At 73.8% G+C, this 17106-nt stretch carries 13 protein-coding genes and 1 riboswitch; of the genes, 7 read left to right on the forward strand and 6 right to left on the reverse strand.

The genetic code is table 11. The annotated features are described in order from the left end of the window. The 3 genes from ACGFIR_RS02830 to ACGFIR_RS02840 all read right to left on the reverse strand — a co-directional run. Nucleotides 1-1276 (reverse strand): DEAD/DEAH box helicase (locus tag ACGFIR_RS02830; RefSeq protein WP_393143722.1); only part of this gene is annotated, 1276 nt, incomplete at its 3' end. Between the two features lie 303 nt (nucleotides 1277-1579). Beyond that, the gene (locus ACGFIR_RS02835; protein WP_393142884.1) at nucleotides 1580-3061 is read right to left on the reverse strand and encodes a hypothetical protein; all 1482 of its coding nucleotides are present in this window, start codon (nucleotides 3059-3061) and stop codon (nucleotides 1580-1582) included. Between the two features lie 181 nt (nucleotides 3062-3242). After that, on the reverse strand, nucleotides 3243-4832 hold the full coding sequence (locus ACGFIR_RS02840; RefSeq protein ID WP_393142886.1) for an NlpC/P60 family protein: 1590 nt from the start codon (nucleotides 4830-4832) through the stop codon (nucleotides 3243-3245). A 241-nt stretch (nucleotides 4833-5073) separates the two neighbouring features. On the opposite strand from ACGFIR_RS02840, the gene mqnE reads away from it, so the two are divergent. From mqnE to ACGFIR_RS02855, 3 genes are read left to right on the forward strand one after another with little or no spacing between them, the layout of a single operon-like run. Continuing rightward, entirely contained in the window at nucleotides 5074-6243 is a 1170-nt protein-coding gene (mqnE, locus tag ACGFIR_RS02845; protein WP_089002460.1) for an aminofutalosine synthase MqnE, read from the forward strand. Between the two features lie 23 nt (nucleotides 6244-6266). Further along, nucleotides 6267-6689: a hypothetical protein gene (locus ACGFIR_RS02850; RefSeq protein ID WP_393001081.1), complete on the forward strand. Its 423-nt coding sequence runs from the start codon at nucleotides 6267-6269 to the stop codon at nucleotides 6687-6689. A gap of 43 nt (nucleotides 6690-6732) precedes the next feature. Further along, nucleotides 6733-7026, forward strand: a complete 294-nt coding sequence (locus ACGFIR_RS02855) for a DUF4229 domain-containing protein (RefSeq protein WP_393001079.1) — start codon at nucleotides 6733-6735, stop codon at nucleotides 7024-7026. A gap of 134 nt (nucleotides 7027-7160) precedes the next feature. Here the strand turns inward: ACGFIR_RS02855 and ACGFIR_RS02860 are convergent, their stop codons facing one another. Then, the gene (locus ACGFIR_RS02860) at nucleotides 7161-8519 is read right to left on the reverse strand and encodes a C39 family peptidase (protein WP_393142888.1); all 1359 of its coding nucleotides are present in this window, start codon (nucleotides 8517-8519) and stop codon (nucleotides 7161-7163) included. Nucleotides 8520-8731: 212 nt separating this feature from the next. On the opposite strand from ACGFIR_RS02860, the gene ACGFIR_RS02865 reads away from it, so the two are divergent. The 4 genes from ACGFIR_RS02865 to ACGFIR_RS02880 all read left to right on the forward strand — a co-directional run bounded on the left by ACGFIR_RS02865 (nucleotide 8732) and on the right by ACGFIR_RS02880 (nucleotide 13901). Beyond that, nucleotides 8732-10612, forward strand: a complete 1881-nt coding sequence (locus ACGFIR_RS02865) for a M14 family zinc carboxypeptidase (protein WP_393142890.1) — start codon at nucleotides 8732-8734, stop codon at nucleotides 10610-10612. Between the two features lie 167 nt (nucleotides 10613-10779). After that, nucleotides 10780-10862, forward strand: a riboswitch (cobalamin riboswitch). Between the two features lie 111 nt (nucleotides 10863-10973). Next, nucleotides 10974-11912 (forward strand): ABC transporter substrate-binding protein, encoded by a 939-nt coding sequence (locus ACGFIR_RS02870; protein WP_393142892.1) that lies wholly within the window; start codon nucleotides 10974-10976, stop codon nucleotides 11910-11912. A 13-nt stretch (nucleotides 11913-11925) separates the two neighbouring features. Then, nucleotides 11926-13029: a FecCD family ABC transporter permease gene (locus ACGFIR_RS02875; protein WP_393142894.1), complete on the forward strand. Its 1104-nt coding sequence runs from the start codon at nucleotides 11926-11928 to the stop codon at nucleotides 13027-13029. Further along, a complete protein-coding gene (locus ACGFIR_RS02880; RefSeq protein ID WP_393001069.1) occupies nucleotides 13026-13901 on the forward strand; it encodes an ABC transporter ATP-binding protein in 876 nt (291 codons plus the stop codon). Before ACGFIR_RS02875 ends, ACGFIR_RS02880 begins: the two co-directional genes overlap by 4 nt. Before the next feature lie 72 nt (nucleotides 13902-13973). On the opposite strand, the gene ACGFIR_RS02885 is transcribed toward ACGFIR_RS02880, so the two are convergent. Both ACGFIR_RS02885 and ACGFIR_RS02890 read right to left on the reverse strand, forming a co-directional pair. Then, entirely contained in the window at nucleotides 13974-14735 is a 762-nt protein-coding gene (locus ACGFIR_RS02885; RefSeq protein WP_393001067.1) for a VOC family protein, read from the reverse strand. A gap of 151 nt (nucleotides 14736-14886) precedes the next feature. Next, entirely contained in the window at nucleotides 14887-17100 is a 2214-nt protein-coding gene (locus ACGFIR_RS02890; protein WP_393001065.1) for a HelD family protein, read from the reverse strand. Nucleotides 17101-17106 lie beyond the last annotated feature (6 nt).

Here is a 17106-nt window from a genome sequence, read left to right on the forward strand (position 1 = left end):
CGCCGTAGCGGCGCTCGCCCCGGGTGTCGCGGTCGCCGTAGCGGCGCGGGCCGCCCGGCCGGTCGCCGTGCCGGCGCGGCTCCTCGGCCTCGATGCGCACCGGGACGCCGCTCGGCTCGCGGGCGCCGGTCAGCTCGGCGAGCGCCGGGTCGCCGACCCGCACCCGGGTCTCGGCCGGTGCCACGCCAGCCTTCTCCAGCATGGCGAGCGTGGTCCGCCGCTGCTTCGGCAGCACCAGCGTGGCCACCGCTCCGGACTCGCCGGCCCGGGCGGTACGCCCCGCGCGGTGCAGGTAGTCCTTCGGGTCCTTCGGCGGGTCGACGTGCAGCACCAGCGAGACACCGTCGACGTGGATGCCCCGGGCCGCCACGTCAGTGGCGACCAGCACGTTCACCCGTCCCTCACGGAACTCGGCCAGCGTGCGGGTACGCATCCGCTGGGTCTTGCCGCCGTGCAGCCCGCCCGCCCGTACGCCGACGGCGGCCAACTGCTCGACCAGCCGGTCGACGCCGAGCTGGGTACGGGCGAAGACCATCGTCCGCCCGTCCCGGGCCGCGATGGACGCGGCGACCGGGAACTTGTCGTGCGGCGGGATGAGCAGCATGTGGTGGTCCATGGTGGACACCGAGGCGGTCGACGGCGCCGTGGAGTGCGTCACCGGGTCGGTCATGAACCGCTTGACCAGCGCGTCGACGTCGTTGTCCAGAGTGGCCGAGAAGAGCAGCCGCTGGGAGTCGGCGGGCGTCTTCGCCAGCAGCTCGGTGACCTCGGGCAGGAAGCCCATGTCGGCCATCTGGTCGGCCTCGTCGAGGACGGTGATCTCGACGTCGTCCAGGTGGCAGACGCCCCGGGCGATCAGGTCGCCCAGCCGGCCCGGGGTGGCCACGATGATCTCCACCCCGCGCCGCAGCGCGTCGATCTGCCGGTCGTACGGCACGCCGCCGACGGCGGTCTTGAGGAACACGCCGACGGCCTTGCCGAGCGGCATCAGCGCGTCGTTGACCTGCATCGCGAGTTCCCGGGTGGGCACCAGGACCAGGGCCCGGGGGCGCAGCGGCCGGGCCCGGTTGCGGTCCGCCACCAGGGCGAGCAGGGGCAGGCCGAAGGCCAGGGTCTTGCCGGAGCCGGTCTGGCCCCGGCCGAGTACGTCCCGACCGGCGAGCGCGTCGGGCATGGTGGCGCGCTGGATCTCGAACGGGGTGGTGATGCCCTGCCGGGCGAGCGCGTGGACCAGCGGCTGGGGCAGTCCCAGCGCGGCGAAGTCGGTGGGTCCCACCGGGGCGGCCGGGTCCTGGGCGGTGCCGTCCCGCTCGGCGGCGGTCGGCGCGCCGGCGGTGTCGAGGGCGGGCGTGAACGTGCCGGGTTCAGCAGAGGTCGTCAAGAAATGCCTTTCGAGCGGGGCGCATCTTCGCGATGGCCTGCCGCAGCTGAACGCCGCCGAATCGCCCGCAAGATCGCCCATGGGCGCGCAGGGCGCGCGCCGGGTCAGTGATGCTCACCAGTGTACGGCGACGGGACGAACCCGCCACCCGACCACGGACGGGTAGTGGGCGGGCTCACCATCGACGTCGTACGCGGCTCACATGCTCAGGACGCCGCCCACGAACCCGCCCATGGTGTCGTTGGCGAGCAGCACCACCAGCACGCTGATCGCGACCAGCAGGCCCAGCGAGGCGGCCAGGACGAGCACCACCTTGGTCGTGCTGGACCGCTCCTCGGTGGGGGTCTCCGTCCAGCCCTGCGCCAGGATGTGCCCGGTCAGCGAGCCGGAGTTCTCCACGGCGTTGTTCGGCAACGAGACGGTGCTGAAGCCCGGGCCCTCCGTACCGGCCCCGGCACCTGCGCCGTAGATGGTGCCCAGGTCGGGCCCGCCGTCGTAGCGGCCGGTGGCGGTGCCCTCGGCCCGTCGCGTGGACGGGCCGGCGGGGGAGCCACCGGCGAGGAAGGTGCCACCGTCGGCGCGACCGGTCGGCGGGTGCGCCTCGCGAGGCGCGGTGGCCGGTTCGGCACCGCCGGACCGGCGGTCACCCGGGTTGGTCGGCGGCGGCCAGGCCGGCAGCGCGGGAGCGGGCACCACGGGCGGCGCGGAGGCGGGCCCGACGGCCGGCCCGGACGAGGGCGGCGCGGAGAACGGAGGCGCGGAGGCCGGTGGGGCGGAGAACGCGGGCGCGGGGGCGGGCCCGACGGGCGGCCCGGACGGGGCCGGCGCGGAGAACGCGGGCGCGGCGGCCGGCGGCGTGGGGAACACGGGCGCAGGGGACGGCGGCGCGCTCGCGACGGGTACCGGTCGGGCAGCCGCGGCGGCCGTGAGGGGCGGCGGCGGGAACGGCGGCGCCGGCGCCGGGCCGGGTGGGGGCGGCGGGGCGGGCACCGGCGGCCCGGGTGGCGGCGCGGGCGGACCCGGCACGGGCGGTACCGGCGCGGGCGGCCTGGGGCCCGGCCCCGGAGGCGTCGGGCCGGGCGGGTAGGGAACTGGCGGCGTCGGGACCGGCGGGGTCGGGCCCGGCAGCGGCGGCACGGGAGCCGGCGCCGGCTCGGGCTCCGGGACCGGCGGGGTCGGCGGCTGCGCCGGCTCCGGCGGCCGGGCGGGCTCCGGGGGCTCCGGATTGACCGGCGCCGCACGGTAGATGCGCGCCTCGCCCGTCCGGGAGCGGATGGCCCCGGCCTCGTCGGCCGAGATCCGCCGCATCCCGGGTACGGCGGCGCTGGCCCGCGCTGCCGTGCCCCGCTGGCCGGGTACCGGGGTGTCGGCCGGGGCGGCCGTGCCCGTGGCCCGGTAGGTGGTGCCGGAGCCGGCCGGCTGCGCCGTGTCGCCCGTACCGGGCGGGGCTGCGGTGGCCACGGAGACCCGGCCCCGGGCCGCCGGGGCGGGCTCCCGGCGTACGTCCTCGGCGGGCGGCTCGGACGGCCCTGCGGAGCCGGCCCTCGGCGTGGCTCCGTCGTCGGCCGTGGTGGCGGTCGGGGCGCCGACGGACGGCAGGGGGTGCGGTGCCCCGGCGGGACGCCGGTCGGGCGTGGACCCGTGGTCGACCGGCTCCGCCGGAACCTCTTGCTCGGCCATGCTCGCCCTCCGCGCACGCTCGCGCCCGGGTCCGCGTCATCGGACCGGGCGTGCCTGTCTGTCACCGTGCCACATTCCGGCCAGGCGGCACAGCCGGAGTGCGTTGCGGTGTCGGTCTGATCCGATCGCTGGACCGGCGCGGCCGGCGGCGGGCCGGCTCGCGCGCCGGCCGCGCGCCTGATCAGCTGCCGGTGCTCGCCGAGGCGGTCGCCGAGGTGCTGCCCGCCGGATCGGAACTGCTCTGTGCCGTGGTCGGCGCCACACCGTCGGTCGGGGCGCTCGGCGACGAGGTGCCCGAACTGCTCGGCGACGCCGAGGTCGACGGGTTCGACGTGTCGGGCGTGGCGGTGGCCGTCGGCGACGGGGAGCCGGTGGGCGAGGTCGACGGTGACGGCGACGGGGACGGCGAGGTCGACGGCGACGTGGACGGGGTCGGCGACGGCGAGGTGGGCTTCGGGCTGGCCGGCGGCTTCGTCGCGGGCGGCTTGCTCGGCGTCGGCGTCGGCGAGGGGGTGCTGACCGGCGCGGGCACCGCCCCGATGACGCGGGTGGCGGCGTAGAGGCGGGACCAGCGCACGGTGGAGATCTTCACCACGTCGCCGGTGGTCGGCGCGTGGATCATCTTGCCGCCGCCGACGTACATGCCCATGTGGTGGATCGTCGTCCAACTGGTGCCCGAGGCGAAGAAGAGCAGGTCACCGGGGAGCAGCGCGGTGCGGGACACGGTGCGGGAGCGGGTGGCGTAGTACTGGTCCCGGGAGACCCGGGGCAGCCCGTAGTAGCCCGCCGACCGGTAGGCGGCATAGATGAGGCCGGAGCAGTCGAACCGGTCCGGACCCTCGGCGGCCCACAGGTAGGGATCGCCGAGCTGCGCCCGGGCGTACGCGAGGGCCTTCAGGGCCGTCGGGTGGGCGGCGAGGCCGTTGGCGGTCTCGTTGCCGAGGTAGCCGGCACCGAGGCGCTGCTCGGCGGCCTCCTGCTGGCGTTCGATCTCGATGAGCTGGGCGGCGTTGTCCCGCTTCAGCTTGTCCAGCTTCTTCTCGGCCTCGCGCAGGGCCTTCTCGCCGGCGGCGTATTCCGCCCTGGCTCCGGTGAGGCGGGACTCCGCCGAGACCATCGCCTGGCTGGCGGCCTGCTCGCCGGTGCGGGCCCGGGACACCTCGCCCTCGGCGGCGGTGGTGCCGCCCTCGGCCTTCTCGCCCCGGATGATCCGGGAGAGCCGGCTCAGCTCGTGCAGGTCGTTGGCGAACTCGCCCGGCGGGAGGGCGGCGGCGGCCTTGAAGGCGCCCGCCGCGGCGGCGTCGGCGCCCTCCTGGGCGCGTGCCACCGCGTCCCGGGCGAGGGCGAGGTTGCGCTCGGCGGTGGCGTGCTGCGTCTCGGCCTCGGTGCGCTTCTGCTGGAGCGAGAGCAGCTGGTCGCGGAGCTGCCCGACCTGGGCCTCGGCGGCGTAGATCTGGGCGGCGAGCGGGCCGTTGCCGACGTTGCCGGTGGGCAGGCCCGGGACCGTGCCCGGCACGCCCGGCAGCCCGGGGACCGTGCCCGGCAGCCCGGGGACCGGCGTGCCGCCGGGGAGCTGGAGCTGGCCGATGTAGGACGGGCGGGACCCGGTGTCGGGGACGCTGGTGGGCAGCGAGGGGTCGGCCTGGACCGGGTTGGCGAGGACGGTCGCGGCGACGGCGCCGAGCAGGGCGGACCAGAGCGCCGGGCGCAGCACCGGCGAGATCACCGGGCTCCGCCGTCGCTGCCGCCGTCCGCGCCCACTGTCGACCATTCCGCTCCCCGTCCGGCGTGCGTCGCCGCGCCGGTGGGCGCGGCTGTGAGGACGCTACCAGCGTGTGGCGAACGTCCCATCCTGTCTTACCGCACCCAGGCAGCGATGTCGATGCGTGGGCAGGTAACGGGTGCCTGAGAGTTCGGTGAACGGGCGCACGAGGGCCTACCGTGCTGCGGGTACGTCGGCGGGCCGACGTACGCTCGATTCCTACCGCAGGTGGAAGGGACGTGGCTTTTCGATGGACGCCGGACTCAAGCGTGAGCTCGAAGCGAAGGTGTACGCCGGCGAGCGGCTGACCCGCGAGGACGGGATCGCCCTCTACGACAGCGACGACCTCGCGTGGCTGGGCCGGCTGGCGCACCACCGACGCACCGAGCTGAACGGCGACCGGGTGATGTTCAACGTCAACCGGCACCTCAACCTGACCAACGTCTGCTCCGCCTCCTGCGCGTACTGCTCGTTCCAGCGCAAGCCGGGCGAGAAGGACGCCTACACGATGCGTATCGACGAGGCGGTCCGCAAGGCCAAGGAGATGGAGGACGAGCAGCTCACCGAGCTGCACATCGTCAACGGCCTGCACCCGACCCTGCCCTGGCGCTACTACCCCAAGGTGCTGCGCGAGCTGAAGGCGGCGCTGCCGAACGTCAAGCTCAAGGCGTTCACGGCGACCGAGGTGCAGTGGTTCGAAAAGATCAGCGGCCTGAGCGCCGACGAGATCCTCGACGAGCTGATGGACGCCGGCCTGGAGTCGCTGACCGGCGGCGGGGCGGAGATCTTCGACTGGGAGGTCCGCCAGCACATCGTCGACCACGCCTGCCACTGGGAGGACTGGTCGCGGATCCACCGGCTGGCCCACACGAAGGGGATGAAGACCCCGTCGACCATGCTCTACGGCCACATCGAGGAGCCCCGGCACCGCGTGGACCACGTGCTGCGGCTGCGTGAGCTGCAGGACGAGACCGGCGGCTTCATGGTCTTCATCCCGCTGCGCTACCAGCACGACTTCGTCGACTCGGCGGACGGCAAGATCCGTAACCGGATCCAGGCCCGTACGACGATGGCCTCGCCGGCCGAGTCGCTGAAGACCTTCGCGGTCTCCCGGCTGCTCTTCGACAACGTCCCGCACGTGAAGTGCTTCTGGGTCATGCACGGGCTGTCGGTGGCCCAGCTCTCGCTGAACTTCGGCGTCGACGACCTGGACGGCTCGGTCGTCGAATACAAGATCACCCACGACGCCGACTCGTACGGCACCCCGAACACGATGCACCGGGACGACCTGCTGCACCTGATCTGGGACGCCGGCTTCCGCCCCGTCGAGCGGAACACCCGCTACGAGGTGGTCCGCGAGTACGACGCCGCCCCGTCCCTGGCCGAGCGGCGCGCCGAGCCGCAGCAGGTCTGGGCCTGAGCGGCACGTACCCTTCGTAGACCATGACCGAGCAGCGGAGCGGGTTCCCCCGGCGTGACGCCGAGGGGCGCATCCTCACCCTGGGCGACCTGCTCGGGGTCAGCCTGGCGGGCCTGGTCATCGGCGTGCTGGCGGTCGTGCTGTTCGACTGGGCGTTCGCGCTGATCGGCAGCGGCGAGTTCGGGCGGTCGAACGGCTGGCTGGCGATCATCCTGCCGGCCTGGCTCTTCTGGGACGACTTCCGCGCGTGGGAGTTCGGTGCGGCCCGGGTGGTGTCGGCGCTGGCGGCAGCCGTGGTGGGGGTGGTGGCCGGGCTCGTGGTGGCCGGCCTCGCCGCCGGGCTCCCGCCGCTGGTCTCCGGCGGGTTGGGGGCGGCGACCTTCACCCTCGGCTACGCGGTGGTCTGGTTCCACGGCGTCCACTGGCTGGCCCGCCGGACGGGCTGAACCTGCCGCCGGGCGCCCGGCGGCGGAGAACGGAGTGCGGAACGTGAGCGCGGCGGTCAAGTACACGCTGGGCCGGATCGGGCTGTTCGTCGCCGTGCTGGCGGCCCTCTGGCTCGTCGAGATGAACATCTTCATCAAGCTGATGGTGGCGCTGGCCTTCTCGGCCGCCCTGTCGTTCTTCCTGCTGAAGGGGTGGCGGGACGAGATGGCCGAGGAGATGGCCGCCGCCGCCGAGCGTCGTCGCGACGAGAAGGAACGGCTCCGCTCCGCCCTGGCCGGCGAGGACGAGCCCGACAGCGACGAGCGGCAGGGCGGGGCCGGTTCCGCGGGACGCTGACGACCGGGCAACCCGACCCGCCGGTACGACTGCCGCGGACGATCACGTCCGCACCCCGCCGGTGGCCGGGCTCAGAGGCACGAAGAAGGGCCCGGCACGGTCGCCGTTGACCGTGCCGGGCCCTGGTCAGCCGATCACCAGTTGGTGGAGCCGGGCACGTTCGGCCACGGCTTCAACGTGGGCTTGATCAGGTAGACGACGCCGCCGGAGCCGCCGGAGACCCCGCCGCTGGCGTTGATCCGCTTGGTCCGCAGCCAGATCTGCTCGAACTGCTCGCGCTTGTAGACGTTGCGCACCGCCTCGTTGCTCGACGTGGCGGGGTCGTTGACGATCACGTCGCCCTCGGCGGTGAAGCCGACGATGACGAACAGGTGGCCCGAGGTGCCGTAGTTCGCGTCGTCCAGCTCGCTGGCCAGGAACGACTGGCTGGTCACGACCGGGATGCCGGCGGCGATGAAGCGCTCCACCTCGTCCAGCGAGTGCAGCCGGGTGACCCGCGCCTCCAGGCCCGGGAAGCTGGCCGCGTACGCGGTGTTGAAGGGCCAGTTGCCGGCCCCGTCGTACTGGTAGTCGTAGACCATCCGGGCGGCGTGGTTGACCGTTGGGTCCGGGTAGGTCGGGTCGACCCAGGAGGTGTCCTCCTCGGACGCCTTGCGGCCCCAGTACTCGATCACCATCGTGGTGGAGGTGGGGGAGCACCAGGCCTGGCCGCCGCCGTTGTACTCGGGGTAGTGGCCGGCGTGGACGTTCTGCGAGTAGCGGGGCACGGCGAGTTCCTTGCCCCAGGCGATGCCGCCGGCGCTCGGCTCGACGGTGAACCGGTCCGGCACGTTGGAGCTCATCGCGCCCACCATGTGCACGACCGGCGCCGCGCTCTGGCCGGGTGCCTTGTAGAGGGTGAGCCGCAGCTGGTACGCCCGCAGCAGCACTCCGACGGAGGCGTCGTCGATGCTGAACGTGTCGGTCCAGATGGTCGACCAGGGGTCGCCCTGCCGGTTGACGCTGGTGCGCATGATGTCGGCGTCACCGGAGGCCCAGCGACCCATCACGTACCACTTGCTCTGGACGCCGGTGTTGTACGTGCCCTGCATCTCCACCTGGATCCAGGTGCCGGCCGGGGTGTTCGCGTTCCAGGAGGCGATCAGCTCGGTGGCGTCGAACCCGATCTGGGTCACGGGGGACGTCCAGGTGCCGTACTCCCAGCTCCTGGTCACGCCGGTGTGCGGGTCGGTGTAGTTGGTGGTGCCGAGCGGGCCGACCAGCGTCACTCCCGGGCGCTGGCCGGGGACGGCGCGCGTACCGGCGTGGGTGCCACGCCGCCAGTCGGGGTAGCGCGACCAGTCCTGGAAGGTGATCTGTTCGTCGTGCACCACCTGTCGACTGGTCGACGGGGCGGCGACGGGTTCGGTGGCGACGGCGGGTGCCGAGGTGCCGAGAAGGGTGAGCGCGGTTGTGGCCGCGAGGGCGGCCGTACGCAGGTGTGTTCTGACCATGGGTCCTCCGCAGGGACGGACGGATCGTTGCGGGTCAGTGTCCCGCTCGGAGGGAACTTTCGCCAGAGGCCGACAGTTGGAAAATCCTTGCCGATGTGAGGATCAGGATGACATGCAACTTGGGCAGCGATGGATGTTGATATGACCATGTGAGCGGTGGTGGAGTGTCCTCCACCGAGCGGGATCTCTCCCGCCCCCCGAGGAGGTTGTCCATGGCCTTCCGCAACACCGCCCTCCGTCGCCGCCTGGCGGTCGCCGTAGCAGCCGGGTTCGGCCTGCTCACGGTTGCCGCCGCGCCCGCCACCGCCCGGCCGGCCCCCGACCGGGTCGACTCCGCGGCGGCGTCCTACCGGGTGCTCGGCCCGCGTACCGTCGACGACCGCACCGCCGTCGCCGGCACCGGCGCCGCCATCGACTTCGTCGAGCACGGTGTGCTGAACGTCTCGGCCACCCCGGCCGAAGCGGCGGCGATCACCCGGCTCGGTTTCCGGCTGGAGGCGGTCTCCGCCCCGTCGGCCGACGGCCACAGCCACGCCGAGGGGGACGTCGGCACGGCCGCCTTCCCGCCGGCCGACTCCAACTACCACGACTACGCGGAGCTGACCGCCGTGGTGAACAAGGTGGTCGCCGACCACCCGTCGATCGCCCGGAAGATCAGCATCGGCTCCTCGTACGAGGGTCGGGACCTGATGGCGGTGAAGATCTCCGACAACGTCGCCACCGACGAGAACGAGCCGGAGATCCTGTTCAACTCGCAGCAGCACGCCCGCGAGCACCTGACCGTCGAGATGGCGATCTACCTGCTCAACCTCTTCACCGACAGCTACGGCACGGACTCCCGGGTCACCAACATCGTGAACACCCGGGAGATCTGGATCGTGCCCACGGTCAACCCGGACGGCAGCGAGTACGACATCGCCACCGGCTCGTACCGCTCCTGGCGCAAGAACCGGCAGCCGAACAGCGGCTCGTCGTACGTCGGCACCGACCTGAACCGCAACTGGTCCTACCAGTGGGGCTGCTGCGGCGGCTCGTCCGGCTCCACCTCGTCGGATACCTACCGGGGCCCCTCGGCGTTCTCCGCCCCGGAGACCGCGGCGCTGCGGAACTTCGTCAACAGCCGGGTGGTCGGCGGCACGCAGCAGATCAAGGCCAACATCGACTTCCACACGTACTCGGAGCTGGTGCTCTGGCCGTTCGGCTACACGTACAACAACACCACCACCGGCATGAGCGCCGACCAGTACAACACCTTCGCCACGCTGGGCCAGCAGATGGCGAACACCAACGGCTACACCCCGCAGCAGTCCAGCGACCTCTACATCACCGACGGCGACAGCATCGACTGGATGTGGGGCCAGCACGGCATCTGGGCGTACACCTTCGAGATGTACCCCGGCTCGGCCAGCGGCGGCGGCTTCTACCCGCCCGACGAGGTGATCCCCGCCCAGACCTCGCGCAACCGGGAGGCGGTCCTGCTGCTCAGCGAGTACGCCGACTGCCCGTACCGGGCCATCGGCAAGGAGGCGCAGTACTGCGGCAGCGGTGGCGGCGGCACCACGGTCTGGTCGGACACCTTCGAGACGGACACCGGCTGGACCGTCAACCCGAACGGCACCGACACCGCGACCTCCGGGGCGTGGGAGCGGGGCGCCGCCCAGGCGACCACCTCCAGCGGGGCGAAGCAGCTCACCCCGTACGCCGGCGCCAACGACCTCGTCACCGGCCGGCTGGCCGGTACGGCGGCCGGTGACTACGACGTCGACGGCGGCGTGACCAGCGCCCGGTCGCCGGCGGTGACCCTGCCGGCGAGCGGCACGCTGAACCTCTCCCTCGCCTGGTACCTGGCCCACGGCTCGAACTCCTCGTCGGCCGACTACCTGCGGGTGAGCGTGGTGCACAACGGCGGCACCACGGCCCTGTTCACGCAGGCCGGGGCGGCCACCAACCGCAACGGCGCCTGGGCGGTGGCCAACGCCAACCTCACCCCGTACGCCGGGCAGTCGGTGCGGATCCTCGTCGAGGCGGTGGACGCCTCGGGCGCGAGCCTGGTCGAGGCGGCTGTGGACAACGTCACCATCACCAGTTCCTGATTCGGTGGGGCCCTGCTCCGCCCCCGGCGGGGCCCCACCACCCCTCCCAGCAGACGTCGATCCAGGGCATATCGCCGCCGTTGATGATCAACGAGCACCGATGCGCCCTGGATCGACGAGGCGTGTCCGGCGCGTGCGCTACGGTTCTACCGACCACGCGCAGCGAAGCCGGTGCGAAACCGGCGCTGTCCCGCAACTGTGATGCCCCGCCGTCCCGGCCGAACGCCGGGCCGGGCGGGGACGAGCCAGGTCGCCTGCGTCCGTGGTCGCGACACGCGCTCTCGAGGAAGGGCGCCTCGCGGACGGGCGCCCCTGGTCCCTGTCGGCGAAGCACCATGCTCCTCGACCGACAGGAGGACCCGTGCTCAGACGTACCCCCAGACTCCTCGCCGCGACCCTCGCGGCGGCCGCGCTCGCCCTCGGCGCCTGCGCGACCGACAACTCCGCCGACACCCCCGCCGCCGGCACCGGCTCGGCCGGCGCGGCCTACCCGGTCACCGTCGGGAAACTCACGCTGGAGAAGCGGCCCGAGAAGATCGTGTCGCTGTCCGCGTCGGCCACCGAGATGCTCTTCGCGATCGGCGCGGGCAAGCAGGTGACCGCCGTCGACGAGCAGTCGAACTTCCCGGCGGACGCGCCGAAGACCGACCTCTCCGGCTTCACCCCGAACGCCGAGGCGATCGCCGGCAGGAACCCCGACCTGGTGGTGCTCTCCGACGACCGCAACAAGATCGTCGAGCAGCTGACCACGCTGAAGATCCCGGTCTACCAGACCCCCGCGGCGACGACGCTCGACGACACCTACCGGCAGATCACCGAGCTGGGTGCCCTGACCGGCCACGCGGACGAGGCCGGCGACGTGACCAGGCGGATGAAGGACGACATCACCAAGCTGGTTGCCGACCTGCCCAAGCGCGCCGAGAAGCTGACCTACTACCACGAGCTGGGCCCGGAGCTGTACACCGCCACCAGCAAGACCTTCATCGGCTCGCTCTACGTCCTGGCGGGCCTGGAGAACATCGCCGACCCGGCGGACGCCGACGGCAGGAGTGGCGGCTACCCGCAGCTCTCCCAGGAGGTCATCGTCAAGGCCGACCCGGACTTCGTCTTCCTCGCCGACACCAGGTGCTGCCAGCAGAACGCGGAGACGGTCAAGGCGCGCGCCGGCTGGGCGGGCCTCACGGCGGTCAAGAACAACCAGGTCGTCGCGCTCGACGACGACATCGCCTCGCGCTGGGGCCCCCGGGTCGTGGACCTGCTGCGGACCGTCGTCGACGCGGTCGCCAAGGTGCCCGCGTGACCCGCGTCCGGCCATGAACCGCCTGCTCCTGAAGGCGCCGCCCGCCCGGCGCGCCGGGACGCTCCCCGCGTCCCGGCCCGCCGGGCTGCGGCCCCGCTGGCTCGTCGCCGGCATCGCCGCGGTACTGGTCGCGCTGGTCGCCGGCGTGTCCCTCGGCCCGGTCAGCCTGCCGCCGGGCAGCGTCGCGGCCGAGCTGCTCAACCTCATTCCCGGCGTACGCCTCGACAGCGGGCTGACCGAGCGTGAGATCGCCATCGTCACCGAGCTGCGGCTGCCCCGGGTGGTGCTCGGGCTGCTGGTCGGCGGGCTGCTGGCCCTGGCCGGCGGCTGCTACCAGGGGGTGTTCCGCAACCCGCTGGCCGACCCGTACCTGCTCGGGGTGGCGGCCGGCGCCGGGCTCGCGGTCACCGCCGCGATCACCCTCGGCGCCGGGGCCGGCGGCGCGCTGACCGGGCTGCCGTTCACCATCCCGCTGGCCGCGTTCGTCGGCTCGATCGGCGCGGTGGCGATGACCTACCTGCTGGGCGCCTCCGGCGGGCGCGGGCGTTCCACCGCCACGCTGATCCTCGCCGGGGTGGCGGTCTCGGCGTTCCTCTCCGCCGGGCAGACCTACCTGCTGCAACGCAACTCCGACAACATCCAACAGGTCTACTCCTGGCTGCTCGGGCGGCTCGCCACCGCCGGCTGGCACGACGTGCGGCTGGTGCTCCCGTACTTCCTCTTCACCGCCCTCGTGGTGCTGCTGCACCGGCGGGAACTCGACGTGCTCTCCGTCGGCGACGACGAGGCCGTCAGCCTCGGGCTGCACCCGCAGCGGTCCCGCTACCTGCTCATCGTCGCCGCCTCGCTCGGCACCGCCGCCGCCGTCTCCGCGTCCGGCCTGATCGGCTTCGTCGGGATCATCGTGCCGCACACCGTCCGGCTGCTCGCCGGGTCGAGCTACCGGGTGATCCTGCCGCTGTCGCTGCTCTTCGGGGGTGCCTTCCTGGCGCTGACCGACGTGGTGGCCCGTACCGTCGCCGCCCCGTCGGAGATCCCGATCGGCGTGGTCACCGCGCTGCTCGGCGGCCCGTTCTTCGTCCTGGTGCTGCGTACCTCCCGTCGGGTGCTCGGATGAGCGCGCGGCGCGTACCGGCGGCGCGGCCGGCGGACGGTCGGGCCGCCGGGTCGGCTCCGGGGGCTCCCGAGAGCGGTGCCGTGCCCGCCGTCGAGGTGCGCGACCTGCACGTGCGTCTCGACGGCACGCCGATCCTGGCCGGCGTCGACCTGACCGTCGCGCCGGGCGAGTGGGTCACCGTGATCGGCCCGAACGGCGCCGGGAAGTCGACCCTGCTGCGTGCCGTCGGCGGCCTGCTGCCCGCGCCGGGCGCGGTTTCCCTCTTCGGTACGCCCAGCGAGGCGCTGCGCCGCCGCGACCGCGCCCGGGTGGTCGCCACGGTGGCCCAGTCCCCGGTCGTACCGGCGGGCATGTCGGTGTTCGACTACGTGCTGCTGGGCCGCACCCCCTACATCGCACCGCTGGGCCGGGAGTCCGCCGCCGACCTGGCCGCCGCGCACGAGGTGCTCGCCGGGCTCGACCTGGCCGGGTTCCACGACCGGGAGCTGGCCACCCTGTCCGGCGGCGAGCGGCAGCGGGTCTTCCTGGCCCGCGCGCTGGCCCAGGGCGCGACCCTGCTGCTGCTGGACGAGCCGATCAGCGCGCTCGACATCGGCCACCAGCAGGAGGTGCTGGAGCTGGTCGACCGGCTGCGCCGCGAGCACGGCCTGACCGTGCTGGCGACCATGCACGACCTCAGCATCGCCGGCGAGTACGCCGACCGCATGGTGCTGCTGGCCGACGGCCGGGTGGTGGCCGCCGGCACCCCTCACGAGGTGCTCACCGAGCAGCTCCTCGCCACCTGGTACCGCGCCACGGTCCGCGTCATCCCCGGCGACCACGGCCCCCTGGTGGTCCCAACCCGCCCCCACCGGTCGGGCTCTTCTCGTTGATCATGAAGTTGTTGTCGCTCTGCCCGGCGTGTCGCCGCAACAACTTCATGATCAACGGGGTGTGGACAGGGGTCAGGGGCGGGTCAGGACGTTGAAGAGGGCGCCGTGGGGGTCGCGCAGGGCGGCGAAGCGGCCCGCCGGCGTGGTCTGGGGCGGGACCAGGATGGTGCCGCCGAGTTCGGCCGCGCGGGCGGCGGCCGCGTCGGCGTCGGTCACGGCGAAGTACACCGACCAGTACGCGGGCATGTCCGCGGGGAACCCGTCCCCGAGCGGCGGCACCATGCCGGCCACGATCCGGGCGCCGAGCCGCCAGCCGGTGTAGGTGACCGGGCCCATGCGCTGGTCGTCCGGGTGCCAGCCGAAGACCAGCTCGTAGAAGACCTTCGCGCCCTCCGGATCGGGAGTCACCAGTTCGGTCCAGGTCAGCGCCCCCGGGGTGTCGAAGACCTCGGCCCCGGGCATCGCCATCGGCTGCCAGACGCTGAACGCCGCCCCGGCGGGATCGGCGAAGACTGCCATCCGCCCCTGGTCGAAGACCTCGAACGGAGGCACCACGACCTGCCCACCGGCCCGCTCGACCCGGCCGGCCACCAGGTCCGCGTCGTCGGTCGCCAGGTACGTCGACCAGATCGGCACCTGCTCGGGAATGGCCGGCGGCCCCGCGCCCGCCACCGCCCGCCCGTCGAGCAGGAAGACCGTGTAGCCGCCCGCCTCGGGCTCCGGGTCGATCCGGCCGGTCCAACCGAACAGTTCGGGGTAGAACCGCCGCGCCTCGGCGAGACCCGGGGTGGCGAGGTCGGCCCAGCAGGGCGTACCCGGCGGGACGGTGCTCACGGCGACCCCTCTCGGCGGGGGACGGCCACGCCGGCACGCCCCTGCCGGCATCGTGGCACCGACCCGCCGCGCCACGTGGCGGATCGGACGAAACGTCAGCTGAACCGTCGACCCCGTCGCGCTCTCCCGCCTCCCCGAGGCAGGTCGCCGGTCAGCCGAGCGGGGCGGGCAGCGGTCGGGTGTGCAGCACGGCGAGCCGGGAGACCGCCCGGGTGAGCACCACGTAGAGCCGGTGCAGGCCGCGCGGCTCGGCGGCCACGATCGCCGCCGGCTCGACGACGATGACGTGGTCGTACTCCAGGCCCTTGACCAGGGTCGCCGGCACCACCGTGACGCGCGCCGCGGCGGCCGGCTCGTCGACGGTCGCGGTGTCGACCCCGGCCGCGTCCAGCGCCGCTCGCAGCCCGTCGACCGCGTCGTCGGCGGCGATCACCGCAACCGAGCCGTCGAACGCCAGCGCCGCGCGCACCTCGGCCACCGTCGCGGCGGTCAGGTCGTCGACGGTACGCACGTCCAGCGCGCCGTCGCGGCGCAGCGACTCGGCCGGGGGCACGTCGACGGCGAGGGCGGGCAGCAGCCGGTTGGCGAACGCGACCACGGCGGCCGGCACCCGGAAGCCGACCGTCAGCGGCACCACGACGGCGTCCGGCTTGCCGAGGTGGCGCAGGGACTCCCGCCAGTCGGCCGCGGCCCACGGGGCGGTGCCCTGGGCCAGGTCCCCGAGGAGGGTGATCGACCCGTGTTCGCTGCGTCGGGCGATCACCCGGCACTGCATCGGGGAGAGGTCCTGCGCCTCGTCGACGACGACGTGCCCGAAACCGCCCGGGCGCTCGATCAGCCCGGCCGCCTCGTCGATCAGCACGGCGTCGGCCGCCGTCCACTTCGTGGCCTTCGGCGTACGCCCGAGCTTCGTGCCGGCCGGGGTCGGCCGCCGGGCCGGGGCGCGCGTGGTGCCGGGGGCCGGGTCGGGGGTGCCGGCCGGCGCCGTCGGGTCGCTCACGAGTTCCGGGGCGAGGCCGCGCAGCCGCGCCTGCTCCTCGGTGCTGAGCAGCCCGTCCGCCGCCGCGGCGAGCCGCTGCGGGTCGCTGAGCAGGGCGTGTACCAGCCCTTCCGGGGTGAGCGCCGGCCAGACCGCGTCGAGGAAGGCGGTGACCGGCGTGGCCTTGCCCATCCGGCGCAGCCAGGCGTCACTTGGGGACTCGGCACGCCGCGCCTCGGCCTGCCGTTGCAGCAGCGCCACCACCCGGGCCCGGACGCGCTCGCGGCCCGTCGCGTACGGCAGCCGCTCGCGGCGGGTCTCCTCGACGACCCGGTGCAGCGGGTCCAGCCCGATCCGCCAACGGAACGAGCCGTCCGAGACCATGATCGGCTCGGTCGGCGCGCCGATGTGGGCGTCGACCGCCCGGCGCAGCACCTCGGCCATCCGGGCGTCGTGTTTGACCGCCGCCACCGCCGGGTCGTCGACGGCCCGTACGGGCACCCGGGCCACCAGGTCCTCCACCGTGGCCTGTTCGACCTCCACCTCGCCGAGTGCCGGCAGCACCGCCGCGATGTACGACAGGAAGGCCCGGTTCGGCCCGACGATCAGCACGCCGGACCGGCGCAGCCGCTCCCGGTGCAGGTAGAGCAGGTACGCGGCCCGGTGCAGGCCGACGGCCGTCTTGCCGGTGCCCGGGGCACCCTGCACGCAGATCGAGTCGGCGAGGTCGGCCCGGACCAGCTCGTCCTGCTCGGGCTGGATGGTGGCGACGATGTCGCGCATCGGCCCGACGCGCGGCCGTTCGATCTCGGCGGTCAGGATCCGGCTGGTCGTGCCGAGTTCCTCGCCCCGGTCGAGGCGCTCGTCCTCGAAGCTGGTCAGCGCACCGTTGCTGAACCCGAAGCGGCGCCGTACCGCCACGCCCTGCGGGTCGCGCGCGCTCGCCCGGTAGAACGAGCGGGAGACCGGTGCCCGCCAGTCCAGCACCAGCGGCTCGCCCCGGTCGTCGGTGACGTGCCGCCGGCCGACGTGGTAGCGCCGCCCGGCGTGGTCCGCGTCCCACCCGTCCGGTTCGTCGCCGGGGTCGCGGGGCCGGTCGGCGGCGGGCGGGGCGCCGGTCGCCGGGCCGAAGTCGAGGCGTCCGAAGAAGAGCGGCGTGGTGGGGTCGTCGGCGAGTTCGGCGACCCGCCGGGCCAGGGTGCGCCCGAGCGTCTCCGCCGCGTACGCGTCGCCGGCCACCTGGTCGCCGGTGGAGAAGAGTGCCTGGGCACGTTCCCGCATCTGGGCCAGGGCGGCCCGGGAGGTGGCGAGGTGCTCGCGTTCGGCGGCGAGGTCGGCGTCGAGGTCGAGATCGAGGTCGGTCACGCGGAATCCCGTCGGGGTCATCTGCCG

Origin of the sequence: Micromonospora sp. NPDC049051, from assembly GCF_043197575.1 — a bacterium.
Taxonomy (GTDB): domain Bacteria; phylum Actinomycetota; class Actinomycetes; order Mycobacteriales; family Micromonosporaceae; genus Micromonospora.

Coding starts and splice junctions, on each gene's coding strand:
- ACGFIR_RS02835 (WP_393142884.1), bottom strand. CDS start 3,061: ATGGCCGAGCAAGAGGTTCCGGCGGAGCCGGTCGACCACGGGTCCACG.
- ACGFIR_RS02840 (WP_393142886.1), bottom strand. CDS start 4,832: ATGGTCGACAGTGGGCGCGGACGGCGGCAGCGACGGCGGAGCCCGGTG.
- mqnE (WP_089002460.1), top strand. CDS start 5,074: ATGGACGCCGGACTCAAGCGTGAGCTCGAAGCGAAGGTGTACGCCGGC.
- ACGFIR_RS02850 (WP_393001081.1), top strand. CDS start 6,267: ATGACCGAGCAGCGGAGCGGGTTCCCCCGGCGTGACGCCGAGGGGCGC.
- ACGFIR_RS02860 (WP_393142888.1), bottom strand. CDS start 8,519: ATGGTCAGAACACACCTGCGTACGGCCGCCCTCGCGGCCACAACCGCG.
- ACGFIR_RS02865 (WP_393142890.1), top strand. CDS start 8,732: ATGGCCTTCCGCAACACCGCCCTCCGTCGCCGCCTGGCGGTCGCCGTA.
- ACGFIR_RS02875 (WP_393142894.1), top strand. CDS start 11,926: ATGAACCGCCTGCTCCTGAAGGCGCCGCCCGCCCGGCGCGCCGGGACG.
- ACGFIR_RS02880 (WP_393001069.1), top strand. CDS start 13,026: ATGAGCGCGCGGCGCGTACCGGCGGCGCGGCCGGCGGACGGTCGGGCC.
- ACGFIR_RS02890 (WP_393001065.1), bottom strand. CDS start 17,100: ATGACCCCGACGGGATTCCGCGTGACCGACCTCGATCTCGACCTCGAC.